Source organism: Burkholderia sp. MR1-5-21 (genome assembly GCF_053427715.1).
The window spans coordinates 71943-91414 of the sequence record NZ_JBSAXD010000020.1; the positions used below are offsets into that span (position 1 = coordinate 71943).

Sequence of the window (19472 nt, forward strand, 5' to 3'; positions counted from 1 at the left end):
AGATCGACCATGAAGCTGTTCGGAAAACTGTTGTGGACCGGCGCGTTGTCGGCGATGGTGGCATTGAGCGCATCGGCGCTCGCTGATACGAAACCGACACTGAAGATCGGCTACGTCGAAGGCTGGGACGATAGCGTCGCGACGACGAACGTCGCAGCGCGCATCATCGAGAAGAAGCTCGGCTATCAGGTGCAGCTCGTGCCGGTCGCGGCCGGCGTGATGTGGCAGGGCGTCGCGCGCGGCGACCTCGACGCGACGCTGTCCGCATGGCTGCCGGTCACGCACGGTTCGTACTGGGACCAGTACAAGACCAAGGTGGTCGATCTCGGCGCGAACTTCAACGACGCGAAGATCGGCCTGATCGTGCCCGCGTACGTGAAGGCGAAGAGCATCGACGACCTGAACGCGGAGAAGAACGACTTCGGCGGCCGCATCGTCGGTATCGACGCGGGCGCCGGCGTGATGCGCAAGACCGACGAGGCGATCAAGAACTACGGCCTCAGCTACTCGCTGATGCCGAGTTCGGGCAGCGCGATGACGGCCGAACTCGCGCGCTCGGTCAATGCGAACAAACCCGTGATCGTGACGGGCTGGGCGCCGCACTGGATGTTCGCGAAGTGGAAGCTGCGCTTCCTCGAGGATCCGAAGAAGGTCTTCGGCGGGGCGGAGCACGTCGACAGCGTCGCGAATCCGGCGCTCGAGACGAAGGCGAAACCGGTGGCTGCATTCCTGAAGAAATTCCAGTGGAAGCCGGGTGAAATCGACAGCGTGATGCTGGCGATCCAGAACGGCTCGAAGCCGGAAGCCGCCGCCGACGCGTGGATCGCGGCCCATGCGGACCGCGTGACTGAGTGGACGGACGGCGTGCAGTAGGTCGTCACAAGAATCCCTAAAACAAGCAGTCCGGGAATGGTCGGCAGGATTCCGAACCAATTTGGCAAGGATGCCGCCATATCCCGGAATTTTTTTGATGATTGTGCAAGATAGCGTAAAAGTTGTTACACTGCGCCTCTTGTGCGGAGTCATCACAGGAGGATTTGGATGAGTCAGGCAGGACTGCGTGCGAATGGCACCAGTGATGTTGAGGCAACCATCTCACATGATTCGACGGGCCACACGCTGCATCGTGGCCTCACTTGGAAGGACGCATTCTGGGTAACGAGCGGCGTGCCGGCAGGCGTGCTGTTCACGATCGGCGGCGTATGCGCGACGATCGGCCAGCCCGCGTGGGCGATCTGGATCGCCGCGATCACGATGGGGCTGATCCAAAGCGCGACTTATGCGGAAATCTCAGGGCTGTTTCCCCATAAATCGGGCGGCGCGTCGGTGTATGGCGCGATCGGCTGGGTCCGTTACAGCAAACTGATAGCCCCGGTATCCGTGTGGTGCAACTGGCTCGCGTGGTCGCCGATGCTTGCGCTCGGATGCGGTCTCGCTGCGAGCTATGCGCTCACGAGCCTCTTTCCCGCCGATGCGGCGGTGCTGCACTGGCAGCTCAAGATTGCGGACCTCGGCTTCATCAAGCCGGGTCTGTCCCTGCGAATCAACGCGACGTTCATCATCGCGACGATCCTGCTCCTCATCACGTTCAAGCTGCAGCACAGCGGCGCATCGAAGGCCGCGCGCACGCAGCGGATTCTCGGCATCGCGTCGCTCACGCCGCTGCTGATCGTCGGCATCGTGCCGTTCGTCACCGGCGACGTGCCGATGTCGAACCTGCTGCCGTTGCTGCCGCTCGGGCATGACGCGCACGGCAACCTGACGACCGCGACGTTCGGCTCGTGGAACGGGCAGGGCGTCGTGATGGCGCTCGGCGCGATGTTCATGGCGGGCTGGGCGTCGTACGGCTTCGAGACGGCCGTCTGCTATACGCGCGAATTCCGCGATCCGCGCCGCGACACCGCAAAGGCGATCTTCTGGTCGGGCGCGTTGTGCCTCGTCGTGATGACGCTCGTGCCGATGGCGTTCCAGGGCGCGCTCGGCACGCAGGCGATGCTCGATCCGGCGATCGGCGACGGCACCGGCGTGGCAGCCGCGATGGCGAAGATCGTCGGCGGCGGCGCGTGGGTCGCGAACGCGGTCGTCGTGATGCTGATGCTGTCGATCCTGCTGATCGTGATGACGTCGATGATGGGCTCGTCGCGCACGCTGTACCAGGCGTCGGTCGACGGCTGGCTGCCGAAGTACCTGTCGCACGTGAACGAGCATGGCTCGCCGACGCGCGCGATGTGGACCGACCTCGGCTTCAACCTCGTGTTGCTGATGATGTCGGACTACATGACGGTCCTGTCGATCTCGAACGTTTGCTACATGCTGTTCGTATTCCTGAATTTGCAGTCAGGCTGGATTCACCGGATGGACCGCGGCAACTGGGATCGCCCGTTCCGTTGCCCGACGTGGCTGCTCGTCGCGGGCTCGCTGTGCGGCTACGCGAACCTCGTGTATGTCGGCGCGGGCGCGAACCTGCAGGGCGAGGGCACGCTGCGCAACGGGCTGATCGCGATGCTGCTGATCGTGCCGGTGTTCCTGTATCGGCATTACTGGCAGGATCGCGGGCGCTTCCCGGCGCAGATGCAGCGCGACATGGAGCTCGAGGTGCCGAAGCGCGGCATGTGGCTCAATCTGGCGCCGTATGCGGCGTTGGTCGGGGCTGCGCTGACGATCTGGCTGTCGTATTACTTTGCCTGGGTAAAGTAAGCGCGACGCGCACGAAGCGATTCACGCGCCGGACACGGAAACCGCACACGGGTCCGGCGCACACATCGCTTCTGGCGACAGCGGGCTGCAGAAGAAAGGCCCGACCGGCTTGCACCGGTCGGGCCTTCGTCGTTGTTGCGTGTGCCCGCTTACGGAAACACGACCGTCCGATCCCCGTTCAGAAACACCCGCCGCTCGATGAACGCCTTCACCGCGCGCGCGAGCGTGATGCATTCGACGTCGCGGCCGACCGCGAGCAGCTGCTCCGGCCGATACGAGTGATCGACGCGCTCGACGACCTGCTCGATGATCGGGCCTTCGTCGAGATCGTCAGTGACGAAGTGCGCGGTCGCGCCGATCAGCTTCACGCCGCGCGTGTGCGCCTGGTGATACGGCTTCGCGCCCTTGAAGCCCGGCAGGAACGAGTGATGGATGTTGATCGCGCGGTTCGCGAGCTTCGCGCTCGTTTCCTCGGACAATACCTGCATGTAGCGCGCGAGGATCACGAGTTCCGCGCCGCTCGACTCGAACAGGTCGAGCCATTGCGCTTCCTGCTGCGCCTTCGTGTCCGCGGTGATCGGGAAATGGCGGAACGGCAGCCCGTGCTGCACGGCGAGCGGCTCGAAATCGGGGTGGTTCGACACGATGCCGACGATGTCCATCTTCAGCTCGCCCATCCGCCAGCGGAACAGCAGGTCCGCGAGGCAGTGCTCGAGCTTCGACACCATGATCATCACCTTCGGCCGCGCATTGACGTCGTGGATCGCACACTGCATGTCGAAGCCGGCCGCGATCGGCGCGAATTCGCGGCGCAGCGCGTCGATATGCAGCGTCTCGTCGGTCGGATGGAACACGCAGCGCACGAAGAAGCGGCCGCTGAGGTCGTCGTCGAACACGTTCAGCGCATCGACGTAACAGCGGTGGCGGTCGAGAAAGCCGACGACGGCGGCGACCTGGCCGGCCGCGCTCGGGCACGACAGCGTCAGGACGAATTGATCGGGGCGTTGAACGTCGCTCATGGGGCTCCTCTGGTCTCGGTAAGCACGTTGCCGCATCTTGCGGGCAGGGTGGGCACGGCGGCTCGCCGCACGCCACAACGCGCGATGCCCAAGTAAATCAGTCCAGATTCGGAGCGGATAGAACCGGCCCGCCATGTGGCTGGTATCGGCGCGTCAGTGTGCGCCGGTGGGCGGAGGACGGGGTGGGCGGCGCTCGGCCACGCTGTGCGCCGGCAACGGGCGCATGGCTTCGTGTGCGCGGGAGCACGCGCCTTTCGTCGGATCATCGACGGCGCGCACGCGATGTTGCCGGCCGGAGCGGTCCCAGCTCGCCTGCCCGCGCACACGTCCGAGCGGTCCCGGCTCAGCCGCCCGCGCACGCGTCCGAGCGGCCCCCGCTCAGCCGCCCGCACAAGCGTCGAGCAGCCACCGGCGGAACACGGGCGCTGCGCTCGGTTCCGGCCGCGACGGCGGCCGGACGAGGAAATACCCGCGCGACGTGACGACCGGCGCATCGACAAGCTTCACGAGCTGCCCCGACGCGACGAGTTCGTCGACGAGCGGTGTCCAGCCGAGCGCGACGCCTTCGCCGATCAGCGCCGCGTGGATCACGAGCGCATAGCTGTTGAAGGTCACGCCGTGCGCGGCCGCCGGCGCGTCGAGGCCATGCGCGTCGAACCAGCCGCGCCACGACAGCCAGCGCTCGGGCCGGGTCGGCTGCACGTGCAGCAGCGGAAGGGCCAGCAGGTCGTCGGGCTGCGCGACCTGCGGATGCGCGGCGCGGAATGCGGGCGAGCAGACCGGCGTGACCGTCTCCGGAAACAGCCGCGCCGCGGTGCACGACGGCCAGTGGCCGTCGCCGAACAGGATCGCGATATCGGCGTGGTCGCGCTGCGCGTCGAAATCCTGCGACGTGACGACCCGCACGTCGACGTTCGGCATCACGCGCTTCAGGCCGGCCAGGCGCGGCATCAGCCAGTAGGTCGCGAAGCCGAAGTCGGTGACGAGCGTGAGCGTGCCGTGCTCGCGCCGCGCGCGCAGGTTCGCGGTCGCGGTGCGCAGCGTGTCGAGGCTCGACCGGACAGCTTCGTACAGGCATTTGCCGTCGTCGGTCAGCGTGACGCCGCGCGGGCTGCGTTCGAACAGCGGCACGCCGAGCTCGGCCTCGAGCTGGAAGACCTGCTGGCTGACGGCCGGCTGTGTCGAGCCGAGCTCGCGCGCGGCGGCGGTAAAGCTCGCGAGGCGCGCGGCCGATTCGAACGCGCGCAGCGCCTGCATCGACGGCAACGGGTCGGGTTTCGACATAAGCATCCCTAATGGGCCCATAAGGGCCGGACGCCTTCCCGGGCGGGTTTCGGCGGTCAATAGTGAAGTCGGGCGGCGCAGCATGCGCCACCGCGGCGGCAAGGCGGCGACATCGCGCACAGGGCTTCCGGCCATTCTAGCGACGGATGGCCGTGTCCCGCGCGGTTTCCGCCGGCCGTCTCCGTCGTTGCAGACGAACCGTTGCCGAGGCGGCGTGCACGCGCCCGGCATGAACCGACTTCTTCTCCGAATTGGCGATGACTAACCCGACACCCAATCTCCTGATCCTGATGGCCGACCAGCTGACGCCGTTCGCGCTGCCGGCCTACGGCAACCGCGTCGCGCGCACGCCGACGCTCGACCGGCTCGCCACGCAAGGCGTCGTGTTCGACGCCGCGTACTGCGCAAGCCCGCTGTGCGCGCCGTCGCGCTTCTCGTTGCTGACGGGCAAGCTGCCGTCCGCGATCGGCGCCTACGATAACGCCGCCGAATTGCCCGCGCAAACGCTGACGTTCGCGCACTACCTGCGCGCGGCCGGCTACCGGACCGTGCTGTCCGGCAAGATGCATTTCTGCGGCCCCGACCAGTTGCACGGCTTCGAGGAGCGGCTGACGACCGACATCTATCCGGCCGATTTCGGCTGGGTACCCGACTGGGCGAACCCGGAGGAGCGTCCGAGCTGGTATCACAACATGAGCTCCGTGCTGGACGCGGGGCCGTGCGTGCGGACCAACCAGCTCGACTTCGACGACGAAGTCGCGTTCGCCGCGCGCCAGAAACTGTTCGATCTCGCGCGCGAGCGGGCCGCGGGGCAGGATGCGCGGCCGTTCTGCATGGTCGTGTCGCTCACGCATCCGCACGACCCGTATGCGATCACGCGCGACTACTGGGACCTGTACCGTGACGACGAGATCGACATGCCGGCCGTGCGGCTCGGGCCGGCCGACAGCGATCCGCATTCGCAGCGGCTGCGCGCCGTCTGCGAAAACGACCGCACCCCGCCGACCGACGCGCAGATTCGCAACGCGCGCCACGCGTACTACGGCGCGACGTCCTACGTCGACACGCAGTTCGGCAACGTGCTGGCGGCGCTCGAGCAATGCGGATTCGCGGACGACACGATCGTGATCGTCACGTCGGACCACGGCGACATGCTCGGCGAGCGCGGGCTCTGGTACAAGATGACGTTTTTCGAAGGCGGCTGCCGCGTGCCGCTGATCGTCCATGCGCCGAACCGTTTCGGCGCGGCCCGCGTGGCGGGGCCCGTGTCGCACGTCGACCTGCTGCCGACGCTCGTCGAGCTTGCGGGCGGCAGGCCGGACGGCGGCTGGCCGGACCCGGTCGATGGCGCGAGCCTCGTGCCGCACCTGCGCGGTGCGCCCGCGCACGATGTCGCGCTCGGCGAATACCTGGCCGAGGGCGCGATCGCGCCGATCGTGATGATCCGGCGCGGCGACTGGAAATACGTGCATTGCCCGGCCGATCCGGACCAGCTCTACCACCTGAAGGACGACCCGCGCGAGCTCGACAACCTCGCCGGCGCGCCGCACGCGGCGGACGTGCTCGCGGCGTTCCGCGCGGAAGCGGCGCGGCGCTGGAACCTGCCCGAGCTGCATCGTCAGGTGCTCGCGAGCCAGCGCCGGCGGCGCTTCCACTTCGCGGCGACGACGCAGGGCCGGATTCATGCGTGGGACTGGCAGCCGTTCGTCGACGCCACGCAGCGCTACATGCGCAACCACCTCGAACTCGACGCGCTCGAGGCGATGGCGCGCTTCCCGCGCGTCGCGCGCTGAGCGGCGCGGATTCCAATCACTGAGCCGAACATTGACCCGAACACTGACAACGGAGCGCACGATGAAGCGATATGGCAACGCAGTACGAACGATAGCCGGCGCGGCATGCGCCGCCGCACTCTGCATCCCGGCGGCCCGCGCGGCCGAGCCGCAGGCCTGCCGCGACGTGCGGATGGCCGGGCCCGGCTGGACCGACATCGACGCGACGAACGCGATGGCGGGCGTCGTGCTGAAGGCGCTCGGCTACCGGCAGGACGTATCGAACCTGTCGGTGCCGATCACCTACCAGGGGCTGAAGAAAGGGCAGGTCGACGTGTTCCTCGGCAACTGGATGCCCGCGCAGGGGCCGCTCGTGAAGCCGTTCGTCGACGCGCGCGCGATCGACGTGCTGCATGCAAACCTGACCGGCGCGAAGTTCACGCTCGCGGTGCCCGACTACGTGGCCGCCGCGGGCGTGCGCACGTTCGCCGATCTCGAACGCTACGCGAGCCGCTTCGACGGCAAGGTCTACGGGATCGAGCCCGGCGCGCCGGCGAACCAGAACATCAAGCGGATGCTGGCCGACCACGCGCTGGGCCCGGCGAACTGGGCGCTGGTCGAGTCGAGCGAGACGGGGATGCTGACGCAGGTCGAGCGCGCGGTGCGCGACAAGCGCTGGATCGTGTTTCTGGCGTGGGAGCCGCACCTGATGAACACGAAATTCCACCTGACCTATCTCGCGGGCGGCGACACGTACTTCGGCCCGAACTACGGCGGCGCGACGGTCAACACGGTCGTCCGCGCGGGCTTTGCCGACCAGTGCGCGAACCTCGCGCGCCTGTTCCGGCAGATGACGTTCACGGTCGACATCGAGAACCGGATGATCGCCGACATGCTCGACCACAAGACGCCGGCCCCGCTCGCCGCTCAGCAGGCGCTGAAGGCCGATCCGTCGCTCGTCGCGGGCTGGCTGGACGGCGTGACGACGGCCGCCGGCGCGCCCGGGCTGCCGGCCGTGCGCGCGGCGCTGGACGGGCGTTGACAGCCGCTGACGGGCGGCGCGGCGAGATCGCCGGCCATCCGTGTTTTCCCGACCGGTCGTAACCAGACCATTTGATGTCGCCTTCAGACGGGTGACCCGAAATATGGGTTTGTACCTTTCGCCAATGGCTTCGTTATTGCGAAAAGCGAAACGGCGAAGCCGTCAGACGTACTGAATTCGAATCAAGCGACAAGCAGTGTCGCGAACGCGGTTTGGGGTTATTTCCATCGAATGGTCAGGGAGGGTGGTCGACAATGAAGAAATCGAACGTTGCCGTGGCAGCCGCGCTTGCATGCGCGGCGTGCATTCCCGCGGTCAGCCATGCGCAGAGCAGCGTGACGCTGTACGGCATTCTGGACGCGGGCATCACGTACGTGAACAACACGGGTGGCTCGCACGTGGTCAAGTTCGACGACGGCGTCTCCTACGGCAATCGCTTCGGGCTCAAGGGCACCGAGGATCTCGGCGGCGGCCTGAAGGCGGTGTTCACGCTCGAGAGCGGCTTCCACCTCGGCACCGGCCAGCTCGGCTTCGGCGGCGCCGAATTCGGGCGGCAGGCCTATGTCGGCCTGCAGAACGATTGGGGCACGCTGTCGTTCGGCAACCAGCTCGACATCACCAACGAGCTCGTGTCGATCTACAACATCTCGGCGTGGGGGAGCGGCTACGCGATCCACCAGGGCGACTTCGACCGCTTCAACGGCGACCGCCTGCCGAACTCGGTGAAGTTCATGTCGAACGACTACAACGGCTTCAAGGTCGGCGCGATGTATTCGTTCGGCAACGTCGCCGGCGACTTCCACCGCAACAGCGCGTGGAGCGCGGGCGCGAGCTTCACGAAGGGCGACTTCTCGGTCGGCGCCGCATACACGCGCCTGAACAACCCGAACGGCATCTACGCGTTCGATCCGTACGCGATGCTCGGTACGCACACGTTCCTCGGCCAGCAGACGGTCACCGTCGATCCGGCGACCGGCGCGCGTACCGACCTGTTCGCGAACACGCCGATGAACGTCGACAGCCAGGGCACGTTCGGCATCGGCGCGAGCTACGCGATCGGCAAGCTGACGCTGGACGGCAACTTCTCGTACACGACGATCAAGGGCTTCGGCCAGTCGTCGCACATGCAGGTGTACGAAGGCGGCGGCTCGTACCAGTTCACGCCGGCGTTGAGCCTGATCGCGGGCTACCAGCACACGCGCTTCGAAGGCCATCACTGGAACCAGGGCACGGCGGGGGTGCATTACCTGCTGTCGAAGCGCACCGACGTGTACATCTCGGGCGATTACCTGCGTGCGTCGCAAGGCGTCGATGCGGTGATCGGCTACAGCTTCACGCCGTCGACGACGCAAACCCAGGCCGACGTGCGGATCGGCATGCGGCATTCGTTCTGAGCGATCAGGGCGACGCGGTACTCAGTCTTCAGCGAGGTCTCTCTTGGGCGCGAACTCCGGTTCGCGCTTTTTTTTTGCGGCGAGCGTCGCGTACTCAGCGTCGTGCGCGTGTATCCGACGGCCGCTCGCCGAACGTGCTCCGATAGTCCGCGGCGAACTGGCCGAGATGGCCGAAGCCCCAGCGCGTCGCGATCTCCGTGATCGAAGCGGTTTCGTCCGGCGCCAGCAGCGCCGCTCTCGCGCGTTGCAGACGGACTTCCTTCAGATAGCGCATCGTGCCGACGTCGCGCCACTGTTGAAACGCGCGCTGCAGCGTGCGCCCGCTGCAATGCGCGGCGGCCGCAATGTCGGACAGCGTCAGCGGCCGATCGGCATGTTCGTCGATGAATGCGATCGCGCGCTTCACGCAGGCCGGCGCGACGCTGCCGACCGCGGGCATCCTGTCGGCCAGCTGCTCGCCGATCAGACTGACGATCAGCATTTCTTCCGCCAGCGGCAACTGCATCGCCTTCAACGCGGGCGGCGTGTCGGGATGCAGCAACTGCCGCAGCGTCTGCACCGACGCGAGCCAGAGGTCGCGGCGCTGCGATTCGATCAGCGAACACGATGGCAGCGCGGACGGTGGTTCGCGCCCGGACATGCGGTGCCAGACTTCCGCAATACGCTGCGCGTCGATACGCACCCCCATCTGCACGTTGTCCTCGCTGTAGCGGAATTGCGATCGCTCGTCTGACGCGATGAGCACCGTCGAACCGGGCCCGCCCGCGTGCGCGAGCGTGCCGCTGCGGATGTCCGAGTGCCCGGCCAGCGTGGTGAGCACGAGCACGAAGTTGCCGAAGATTTCTGGCCGAATGGAGATCTCCGTTCCGTACGCAAACCATGAGAGCGCGACACTGTCGCCGTCCAGGTTGAACATGGTCGCCGGCGTCGTGCGGCGGCGGCGCGCCGCGGTGAAACGATACGGACGGTAGATCTTGCCGATTTCCGTGCACGCATGATCCAGGTCGTCGGACTCGAACAGCATCGCACTGCGGGGGATGTCGTGACCGGACAGCAGCGGCGGGAAGGGCAGCGGCGGCATGCCGGATCGGGAGAGCAGCGGGTTCACGTTTGTCCATCCTGGTGGAAACGGCACGGGGCTGCGGCTGCAAAGAATGGCGCGTTTCAGATGCCGATGGCACGGAATCGATAGCCGCTCGCGTGCGCTCCGGCAATCATGGAGCCGTGATGAACGTTGAACGGAGCGTGCGCAGCCATGAAGCTTTCAATTGACGGAAATTATACGGCGTACATCAACGGCCGGTTCGCGCGGCCGGGCGGCGCGACCTTCGCCGCGGTCAACCCGGCGACGGGCGAGCATCTAGCGGACATCGCACGATGCGGCGCGGCCGACGTCGCCGCGGCCGTCGAGGCCGCGCAACGGGCGCTGCCCGCGTGGAAGGCGACGAGCCACGAGACGCGGGCCGCGCTGCTGAACCGGCTCGCCGATGCGCTGGAACAGGCACTGCCGCGCCTCGCGACGATCGACGCGATGGATATCGGCCGGCGCATCGCCGAGACGCGTCTCGACCACGAAAAAGCCATCGCCCAGTATCGCTACTTCGCGGGTGCGATCCTGACGCATGAAGGCTACGGGCGGCCGATCCCCGACGGTTATCTGATCGTGAAGCGCGAACCGGTCGGCGTGGTCGGCCAGATCATTCCGTGGAACGTGCCGGCGCTGATGGTCGCGCTGAAAGTGGCGCCGGCCGTAGCGGCCGGCAACACGGTCGTGCTGAAGCCGGACGAGAACGCGTCGCTGTCGACGCTCGCGTTCGCGGAAATCGCCGGCGGCATTTTCCCGCCCGGTGTCATCAACGTGGTGCCGGGGTTTGGCGACGAGGTCGGCGCCGCGCTGACGTCGCATCCGGGCGTGGCGAAGCTTGCCTTCACGGGCAGCCCGGAGGTCGGCCGCATCATCGGCCGCGCGGGCGCGGACCGGCTGGTGCCGGTGTCGCTCGAACTCGGCGGCAAGAGCCCCAACATCGTGTTTCCGGACGTGGAGAATCTCGATGCGGTGGTCGACAACGCGCTGTTCGCGGCGATGTACTGCAACGGGCAGTCGTGTCTCGCCGGCACGCGTCTTTTCGTGCACGACGACATCCATGCACCGTTCGTCGACAAGCTGACGTCGGCAGCCGCGAGGATGAAGGTCGGCGATCCGCTGGACGAAACGGTGCACCTGAGCTGTCTCGTGTCCGCGAAGCAGGGCGAGCGTGTGCTCGACTACATCCGCATCGGCAAGGCCGAGGGCGCGAAGGTGCTGTTCGGCGGCGAGCGCGTGAAGGTGCCCGGCTGCGACGCCGGATACTTCATCCCGCCGACCTTGCTGGAGGCGCGCAACAGCATGCGTGTCGCGCAGGAAGAGATCTTCGGGCCGGTGCTGAGCATCATCCGCTGGAGCGATGTCGACCGGATGCTGAAGGAAGCGAACGACGTTCCGTACGGGCTCGCCGCGGGAATTTATACGTCGAATCTCGACAATGCGATGCGGACGGCCGATGCGCTCGAAGCGGGGTCGGTCTGGATCAACCAGTATTTCAATCTCGCGAGCGGCGTGCCGTTCGGCGGCATCAAGGAGAGCGGCATCGGCGTCGAGCATTGCCATGAAACGCTCAATCTGTATTCGCACCTGAAATCCGTGACGATCCGCAATCGCGTCGGCGATCCTTGGTTCGTCGCGTGACGACTCGCGCGATCCGCTAACTGCGTCAGCGCATCTGCGTCAACTCAACTGCTGCAGGACAGTGCAATTCGACCCGGAGACAATCGATGAATCAGACCGAGTTTCGCGACATCGTCGCCGCCGTCACCCACTCAAAGGGGGCGCCGTTTGTGCTGGAGCCGGCCCGGCTGCGCGCGCCGGTGGACGACGAGGTGCAGGTGCGCATCGTCGCTACCGGCATGTGCCATACCGACCTGATCATCCGCGACCAGTACTACCCGGTGCCGCTGCCTGCGGTGCTGGGACACGAAGGCGCCGGCGTCGTCGAAGCCGTCGGGCCGCAGGTCAGGTCGCTGGCGCCCGGCGATCACGTCGTGCTGACCTACGGTCATTGCGGGCATTGCCCGACCTGCGACGCAGGCCATACGTCGTACTGCACGGACTTCTATTCGCAGAATTTCGGCGGCAGCGGGCACGGCGGGCAATGCGCGATCACGACGCCCGACGGGACGCCGATCCACGATCATTTCTTTTCCCAATCGTCGTTCGCGACCTTTGCGCTGACCCGCGAACGCAGCGCGATCAAGGTGCCCAGGCACGCGCCGCTGCGGTTGCTGGGGCCGCTCGGCTGCGGGATACAGACGGGCGCCGGTGCGGTCATCCATTCGCTGAAAGTGACGCCGGGCAGCCGCTTTCTCGTGCTCGGCGCGGGGGCGGTCGGCATGTCCGCGGTGCTCGCGGCCCGGCTCTCGGGCGCCGCGACCATCATCGCAGTCGACATCGTGCCGGGCCGGCTGGCGCTCGCGCGCGAGATCGGCGCGACGCATGCGCTCGACAGCCGCGAGGCCGATTGGTTCGAGGCCGTTCGCGCCATCACCGGCGGTGGCGTCGCGTTCGCGCTCGAAACGACCGGTCGGCCGGAGATGCTCGCGCACGGCGTGTCGGCACTCGCACCGCTGGGCGTGCTCGGCGTCGTCGGCGCATCGCGGCAAGGCACGAAGGCGGCATTCGACCTCAACGACCTGATGATCGCGGGCAAGCGCATTCAAGGGATCTGCGAAGGAGACAGCGTGCCTCGCAGGTTCATTCCCGAACTGGTGGAGCTGCATTTGCAAGGCCGCTTCGCGTTCGACAAGCTGGTGAAGTTCTACCCGTTCGCGGACATCAACCGGGCGGCGGCGGACAGCGAAGCCGGCACGACGCTGAAGCCGATCCTGCTGATCGACGACCACCCCTGACACCGGCCGGGCGGCCGTATGGGCGCCGCGATGGTACGAGACAGTCGCATGTCGCCGACATCGCGGCCGGCCGTGCTGCCGCCATTCTGGCCAACAACGAAACGACGACTTTCACGGGACCATCAGCATGACCACGCTCTATCGCGGCATGGACCGCGCAACACTCGACGCCGCTTACGACAACACCAAGGCCGTTCCGGATTTTCCGGCCGTGCTGGCCGATTTTCAGGCCCGTAGCGCGGCACTTTATGCGGCGGCGTCGGCACAACGCGATCTCCGCTACGGCGACCGTCCCCGCGAACGCTACGACTGGATCTCATGCGGCAAACCCGACGCGCCGACCTTCGTGTTCATCCACGGCGGCTATTGGCAGAACTGCGCGAAGGAGGATTTCGCTTTCATCGCAAGCGGGCCGCTTGCGCAGGGTTTCAACGTCGCGCTGGCCGAGTACACGCTGGCGCCCGACGCGTCGATGACGCGGATCGTCGGCGAGATCGGCCGGCTGCTCGACCATCTGGCGGCCGACCGTGATGGCCTCGGTGTCGCGGGCAGACCACTCGTGCTGAGCGGGCATTCGGCGGGCGGGCACCTGACGGCGATGTACCGCGCGCATCGGGCCGTGACGGCCGCGCTGCCAATCAGCGCGCTTGTCGATCTGGAGCCGATCGCGCTGTCGTGGCTCGACGAGAAGCTGAAGCTATCCGCGCAGGAAATCGACGCGTATAGCCCGCTGCGGCATGTCGGCAAGGGCGTGCCGACCGTCGTGGCAGTCGGCGGCGCGGAATTGCCGGAACTCGTGCGCCACTCGGACGCGTACGCAGCCGCATGCGTCGCGGCTGGCGAGCGGGTCGATCTGGTCCACGTGCCGGATTGCACGCACTTTTCGGTGCTCGATGATCTGGCGCATCCCGACGGCAGGCTGTCGCAGGCGCTGTCGACGCTTACCGGGCGTTGAAGGGGCGCACTGCGTTCTGCATCGCCGGCAACCGTTGCTCCGGTTGCCGGCGCGCGTTCTCGCACAGCGGCGCGTACCACCCGCCGCCCACTTCTCAGGTGCGTTTTCGCGAACGGAGGGATCTGAATATGTCACTTGTCGACCCATTTGTAGCTACTTACGATCAGCTCGACTAGTCGCGGTGGGACTGCTCGGCACGGCTGAAGCGGACCCGGTCTTCTCTCTGTTGGCAGATGCTCAGCATGATCGACCCCAATAAAAGCAGGCGCGCTAGCCTCGCGGTATTCGCGCTACTCTACCTCGGTTTTTGCGTCTCCTATATTGATCGCTCGGCGATTGCGCTGTCGTTCGTCGCCATCGCCAAGGAGTTCCACGTCGGTGCAGCCGCACTCGGCGTTGTCATGAGCACGTTCTATTTCGGCTATGCCGCGATGCAGATTCCCGGCGGATGGATCGCGGATCGTTGGGGCAGCAAAAAGGTCATCGTCGTATCGATCGCGTTCTGGTCCGTATTCACATTGATGACCGGTCTCGCATGGTCGCTTGCTTCGCTGATCGCGATCCGCTTCATCTTCGGTCTGGGCGAAGGCGGCTATCCCGCCGCCGCAATGAAAGGCGTGGCTGAATCGTACGCGCGGGCGGATCGCCCGAAGATGTCGGCGCTACTGATGTCGTCGAACTATGTCGGCAGCTTCATCGCACCGCTCGCCATCGCGCCCCTCATCCTGTATCTCGGCTGGCGTCATGCGTTTGTTGTTGCCGGTTGCGCCGGTCTCGTGTTCGCGCTCGTTTATCTGTTCGCAGTGAAGGACACGCACCAGAAGCGCGATTCGACTGGCCGGACCGCGCGCATCGACGGCGCGGCAACGCGCGCGCTCCTCAAGATGCCGCTCATGTGGAAGATCCTGTTGACCTGGTTCGGCATGGGCATCGTCAACAAAGGACTTGATGCGTGGATGCCCGCGTATCTGCTGACCGAGAGACATCTCGATCTCAAGGCAGTCGGTATGCTCACGCCGCTGCCGTTCGTGGCGGCGAGCATCTCGACGGCGCTCGGTGGCTGGATTCTCGCGCGTTGGTTCGATGGCCGCGAGAAGTGGCTGATGGCCGCATGCTGCGCGATCTCCGGCTTCTTCCTCTACGAGATGTACACAGCCGAAACGGTGGCGGGCGTCATTGCCTATCAGGCGATCGTCTACTTCTTCAAGTCGTTCGTCTTCGCAGGCGTCTTTGCGCTACCGGCAAAATTCCTGCCGCAAAAACTCGTCGGCACGGGGGCCGGCATGGTCAACTTCGGCGGACAGGTCGCGGGATTCGTCGCGCCCGCAATCATCGGCCTGCTGGTGTCGGTGACGGGCAACTACAACGCCGCGTTCGACTTCCTGATCGTGGCCACAGCGTTCGCACTCGTCACCAGTCTGTCGATCCGTCTGTCGCCCGAAGCCCATGCGCACCTGGGCGCTGCCGGGGAGGCTTGATCGCGTCATCGTACGAACAGGCGCTATGATGGGCCATTCCGCGTCCTCCCGCAGACCCATCATGAGCGCCCGAATTCTTCAGGAAGCTGCCGTCCGTTACTTCCTCGAAGTCGTCAACACCGGTTCCATCGCTGACGCCGCCAACCGGCTGAACGTCGTGCCATCCGCCGTCAGTCGCCAGATCGCGCGGCTCGAAAGCGAACTCGGCACGCCGCTTTTCGTGCGGCAATCGCGCGGCATGGTGCCGAGCAAAGCGGGTGAAATGCTCGCCGCGTATGCGCGTCGCTCGCAGCTCGACGCCGAACAGATTTCGCTGGAAATCGACGCGCTTCGCGGCGAAGCCGAACGCACGTTTCGCATCGCCTGCACGGAAGGATTCGCGGCGACCTTCCTGCCGCGTGCGATGGCGGACTTCCGTCGCACGGTTGCACCCGCATCGTTCGAAGTCGTCGTCGATACGGCCGCCGGCGTCACGCAGCGGGTGCGAGAAGCCAAATGCGATATCGGCCTCACGTTCAGCTTCGGGCCGGAGAAGGACATTCAGGTCGCGTTTTCCGCGCCTTCGCCGGTGTTCGCGATTGTCGCATCGTCTCATCCGCTCGCGAAGTCTGCGCAGGTTTCGTTTCGCGAGTTGCTGGCGTATCCGCTCGCCTTGCCTGGTGTTCATTCGACGCTGCACAAGTTGATCGATATCTACTGTAGCCGTGAAGGCGTCGCGTGCAAGAGCGTGCTCAGCAGTGCGGCACTCGAAACGCTCCTCGGTTTCACACTCGTAAGCGACGCCGTCACGTTCAGTGGCGAACTTTTCGTGCGCCCGCGTCTCGCGTCCGGCGAACTCGTCGCGTTGCCCGTGCCGGAACTCACGACAAGCGAGCGCACCGTTGAAATCCAGACGCTGGCGCGGCGTGCGTTGCCGCCACTTCTGCAGTCGTTTATCGAACGTATGAGCCACGAAATTTTGCCGCGCGCACGTTGATAAAAAGTGAATTCACGTTTCGATTATCATCACTAGCGGCCGCTTTTCCCGTCGTCTACATTGAGCGCACTCTCGTATTTCAGCGTAAGGGATCGCCCGATGAACGACCGTCGTGAACTCGTCCGTTATAGTGCCGTCGCGCTGCGTGCGCTATTGCAGGCGCGCGAAATCTCCGCCGTAGAATTGCTCGAAGCCTGCATCGCGCGAATCGAAGCGCTCAATCCGTATGTCAACGCCATCACGGCGACGAGCTTCGAACGCGCGCGCATCGAAGCCCGCGCTGCCGATGCCGCGCTCGCACGCGGCGAGGCCGTCGGTGCGTTGCATGGCTTGCCGATCGGCATCAAGGATCTCGAAGAGACCGAAGGCATTCTGACCACGTATGGCTCGCCGATCTATCGCGCGAACGTGCCCGCGCAGGACAACACGCTGGTGCGTCGGCTACGCGCGGCGGGCGCAATCGTCGTCGGCAAAACCAATGTGCCGGAAATGGGCGCAGGCGCGAACAGCTTCAATCCCGTGTGGGGCGCGACGGGCAATCCGTTCGATCCGCGCCTGAACGCGGGCGGCTCGTCGGGCGGCTCGGCTGCGGCGCTCGCGCTCGACATGGTGCCGCTTGCCAGCGGTTCAGATACCGGCGGCTCGCTGCGCATTCCCGCGGCGAAGTGTGGCGTGGTCGGATTGCGCACCTCGCCGGGACTCGTGCCGAGCGATCGAAAGCCGCTCGGCTGGACGCCGATTGCGGTGGTGGGGCCGATGGGCCGCAACGTCGAAGACACGTGGCTGCAACTTGCGGCGACCGTCGGACAGTCGGGCAGCGATCCGCTCGGCTATCCGTTCGCGATGAGTCCGACGATGGACGGCCGTGCGCCCACGGAACTGTCGACACTGCGCATCGGCTACACGGAGGATTTCGGCGTCTGCGAAGTCGATGACGACATTCGCGCCGTGTTCCGTCGCAAGATCGACGTTCTGCGCCGCGAGGTGGCCGTTTGCGATCCGATCGAAGTGGCGTTCGATGGCGCGCATCGCTGCTTCGACGTATTGCGCGCCGAAGCCTTCGTCGCGGGCCTGCAAAGGGCCTATGAGACCAATCCCGATTTGCTCGGGCCGAATCCGCGCGCGAACTACGAGATGGGCATCGGCCTGGGGCTCGCGGATTGCGTGCGTGCCCACGCCGACCAGACGCGTTTGTTTCGCCGCTTCCAGACGCTGTTCGACCGCTACGACGTGATTCTCTCGCCGACGACGCCCGTTTCGCCGTTCCCGTGGACGCAGCCGTATCTGAAATCGGTCAATGGTGTCGCGTTGGAAAACTACTATCGCTGGCTGTCGCTGACGTATGTTGTGACGCTTGCAACGAATCCGGCGTTGTCACTGCCATGCGGCGTCGATCATCGCGGCATGCCGTTCGGCTTGCAGATGATCGGTGCGTTCCGCGGCGATCTCGCGCTGCTCGATGCGGCGCGCGCGTTCGAAACGCTTTTTGAGTCGTCTGATGAAATGCGCAGACCGATTCCCGATACCGCCAGGCTGCGCACATCGGATGTGGACCTGAAGTCCATCGTGACGCATCCGCCCGTGCTCGATGCCGTGTCGACTCCCAATGCTTCCGCTTCCGCGGTGTGACTCGAACATGATCGATTCCATTTGCGGCAAGCCGCTCGACGTGTGGCTTCGTGACTACCCGCTTCTGTGTCCTCTGATGGCGCGTCAGCCTGTCGAGTGGTTCAACCCGGCCGACGCGCCGCTGGCCGATGCCAGCCGCAATATTGCGTTCGATGCAGCGCATATCGCCGATGCGAGCGAGCGCCTGCAACGATCAGTGGCTCCCTGAATGTGGCCTCCACGCAAATCTGCGAAGAACCTTTTTTAGCGTTCGTCGCCGGCGTCAGAAAATCCGGTGGCCGAGCCACCATCCACCCGCCGCGAACAGCGCGGACGCCGGCAGCGTCAGCACCCACGCCCAGACGATGTTGCCGGCCACGCCCCAGCGCACGGCCGACAGCTTCTGCGTCGCGCCGACGCCGACGATCGCGCCGGTGATCGTGTGCGTCGTCGACACCGGGATGCCGAGGAACGATGCGATGAACAGCGTCATCGCACCGCCCGTTTCGGCGCAGAACCCGCCGACCGGCTTCAGCTTCGTGATCTTCTGGCCCATCGTGCGCACGATCCGCCAGCCGCCGAACAGCGTGCCGAGTCCCATCGACAGGTAGCACGCGCCGATCACCCACGACGGCGGCGCATCGGCGGTCGCCGACGCATAGCCCGTCGCGATCAGCAGCATCCAGATGATGCCGATCGTCTTCTGTGCGTCGTTGCCGCCGTGACCGAGGCTGTACAGCCCGGCCGACAGCAGCTGCAGACGGCGGAACCGGCGGTCGACCTTGCTCGGTGGGGCGCGGAAATACAGCCACGACACGCCGAGCATGAGCAGCGAACCGAGGATGAAGCCGAGCAGCGGCGAGATGACGATGAACGCGATCGTCTTCATCAGCCCGTCGATGTTGAGCGAGCCCCAGCCCGATTTCGCGAGCGCCGCGCCGACGAGGCCGCCGATCAGCGCATGCGACGAGCTCGACGGAATCCCGTAGTACCAGGTGATCACGTTCCAGCCGATCGCGCCGATCAGCGCGCCGAACACGACATAGTGATCGACGATCTCGGGGTCGATCGTGCCTTTGCCGACGGTCTGCGCGACCTTCAGGTGAAAGACGAAATACGCGATGACGTTGAACGCGGCGGCAAACGCCACCGCCTGCTGCGGCTTCAGCACGCCGGTGGACACGACCGTGGCGATCGAGTTCGCCGCGTCGTGGAAGCCGTTCATGAAGTCGAATACGAGCGCGACGAGCACCAGCGTCGCGATCATCCAGAGGGCGAGTTGTATCGAATGCATCTTCTTGTTTC

At 65.7% G+C, this 19472-nt stretch carries 16 protein-coding genes; 12 read left to right on the top strand and 4 right to left on the bottom strand.

Going from position 1 to position 19472, the window contains the following annotated elements:
• Window positions 1-9: 9 nt before the first annotated feature.
• On the top strand, window positions 10-873 hold the full coding sequence (locus ACV229_RS25210) for a glycine betaine ABC transporter substrate-binding protein (RefSeq protein WP_448085824.1): 864 nt from the start codon (window positions 10-12) through the stop codon (window positions 871-873).
• A 168-nt stretch (window positions 874-1041) separates the two neighbouring features.
• Window positions 1042-2697, top strand: coding sequence for an APC family permease (locus ACV229_RS25215; protein WP_448085825.1), 1656 nt, complete (start codon window positions 1042-1044; stop codon window positions 2695-2697).
• A 149-nt stretch (window positions 2698-2846) separates the two neighbouring features.
• Here the strand turns inward: ACV229_RS25215 and purU are convergent, their stop codons facing one another.
• Both purU and ACV229_RS25225 read right to left on the bottom strand, forming a co-directional pair.
• A complete protein-coding gene (purU, locus tag ACV229_RS25220) occupies window positions 2847-3716 on the bottom strand; it encodes a formyltetrahydrofolate deformylase (protein ID WP_448085826.1) in 870 nt (289 codons plus the stop codon).
• A gap of 378 nt (window positions 3717-4094) precedes the next feature.
• On the bottom strand, window positions 4095-5000 hold the full coding sequence (locus ACV229_RS25225) for a choline sulfate utilization transcriptional regulator (protein ID WP_448085827.1): 906 nt from the start codon (window positions 4998-5000) through the stop codon (window positions 4095-4097).
• A 257-nt stretch (window positions 5001-5257) separates the two neighbouring features.
• On the opposite strand from ACV229_RS25225, the gene betC reads away from it, so the two are divergent.
• From betC to ACV229_RS25240, 3 genes are all read left to right on the top strand, one after another.
• Window positions 5258-6793 (top strand): choline-sulfatase, encoded by a 1536-nt coding sequence (gene betC / locus ACV229_RS25230; RefSeq protein ID WP_448085828.1) that lies wholly within the window; start codon window positions 5258-5260, stop codon window positions 6791-6793.
• 61 nt (window positions 6794-6854) lie between these two features.
• The gene (gene choX / locus ACV229_RS25235) at window positions 6855-7814 is read left to right on the top strand and encodes a choline ABC transporter substrate-binding protein (protein WP_448085829.1); all 960 of its coding nucleotides are present in this window, start codon (window positions 6855-6857) and stop codon (window positions 7812-7814) included.
• 254 nt (window positions 7815-8068) lie between these two features.
• Window positions 8069-9208: a porin gene (locus ACV229_RS25240; protein ID WP_448085830.1), complete on the top strand. Its 1140-nt coding sequence runs from the start codon at window positions 8069-8071 to the stop codon at window positions 9206-9208.
• A 94-nt stretch (window positions 9209-9302) separates the two neighbouring features.
• Here ACV229_RS25240 and ACV229_RS25245 read toward each other — a convergent pair whose 3' ends face one another.
• Window positions 9303-10316, bottom strand: coding sequence for an AraC family transcriptional regulator (locus tag ACV229_RS25245; protein ID WP_448085831.1), 1014 nt, complete (start codon window positions 10314-10316; stop codon window positions 9303-9305).
• Window positions 10317-10463: 147 nt separating this feature from the next.
• Here ACV229_RS25245 and ACV229_RS25250 point away from each other — a divergent pair, with 147 nt between their 5' ends.
• The 7 genes from ACV229_RS25250 (at window position 10464) to ACV229_RS25280 (ending at window position 18396) form a co-directional block, all read left to right on the top strand.
• On the top strand, window positions 10464-11933 hold the full coding sequence (locus ACV229_RS25250) for an aldehyde dehydrogenase family protein (protein ID WP_448085832.1): 1470 nt from the start codon (window positions 10464-10466) through the stop codon (window positions 11931-11933).
• An 86-nt stretch (window positions 11934-12019) separates the two neighbouring features.
• Window positions 12020-13150, top strand: a complete 1131-nt coding sequence (locus ACV229_RS25255; protein WP_448085833.1) for an NAD(P)-dependent alcohol dehydrogenase — start codon at window positions 12020-12022, stop codon at window positions 13148-13150.
• A 127-nt stretch (window positions 13151-13277) separates the two neighbouring features.
• A complete protein-coding gene (locus ACV229_RS25260) occupies window positions 13278-14105 on the top strand; it encodes an alpha/beta hydrolase (RefSeq protein WP_448085834.1) in 828 nt (275 codons plus the stop codon).
• Window positions 14106-14347: 242 nt separating this feature from the next.
• Window positions 14348-15583, top strand: a complete 1236-nt coding sequence (locus tag ACV229_RS25265) for an MFS transporter (RefSeq protein ID WP_448085835.1) — start codon at window positions 14348-14350, stop codon at window positions 15581-15583.
• Entirely contained in the window at window positions 15552-16559 is a 1008-nt protein-coding gene (locus ACV229_RS25270; RefSeq protein WP_448085836.1) for a LysR family transcriptional regulator, read from the top strand. The genes ACV229_RS25265 and ACV229_RS25270 overlap by 32 nt, the downstream gene beginning before the upstream one ends.
• A 99-nt stretch (window positions 16560-16658) precedes the next feature.
• Window positions 16659-18188 carry an amidase gene (locus ACV229_RS25275; RefSeq protein WP_448085837.1) on the top strand — a complete coding sequence of 510 codons (1530 nt, stop codon included), beginning with the start codon at window positions 16659-16661 and terminating at the stop codon, window positions 18186-18188.
• A gap of 7 nt (window positions 18189-18195) precedes the next feature.
• Complete coding sequence (locus ACV229_RS25280; RefSeq protein ID WP_448085838.1) at window positions 18196-18396, top strand: hypothetical protein; 201 nt, start codon at window positions 18196-18198, stop codon at window positions 18394-18396.
• A gap of 54 nt (window positions 18397-18450) precedes the next feature.
• Here ACV229_RS25280 and ACV229_RS25285 read toward each other — a convergent pair whose 3' ends face one another.
• Window positions 18451-19461, bottom strand: a complete 1011-nt coding sequence (locus ACV229_RS25285) for an anion permease (protein WP_448085839.1) — start codon at window positions 19459-19461, stop codon at window positions 18451-18453.
• Between the last annotated feature and the right edge of the window lie 11 nt (window positions 19462-19472).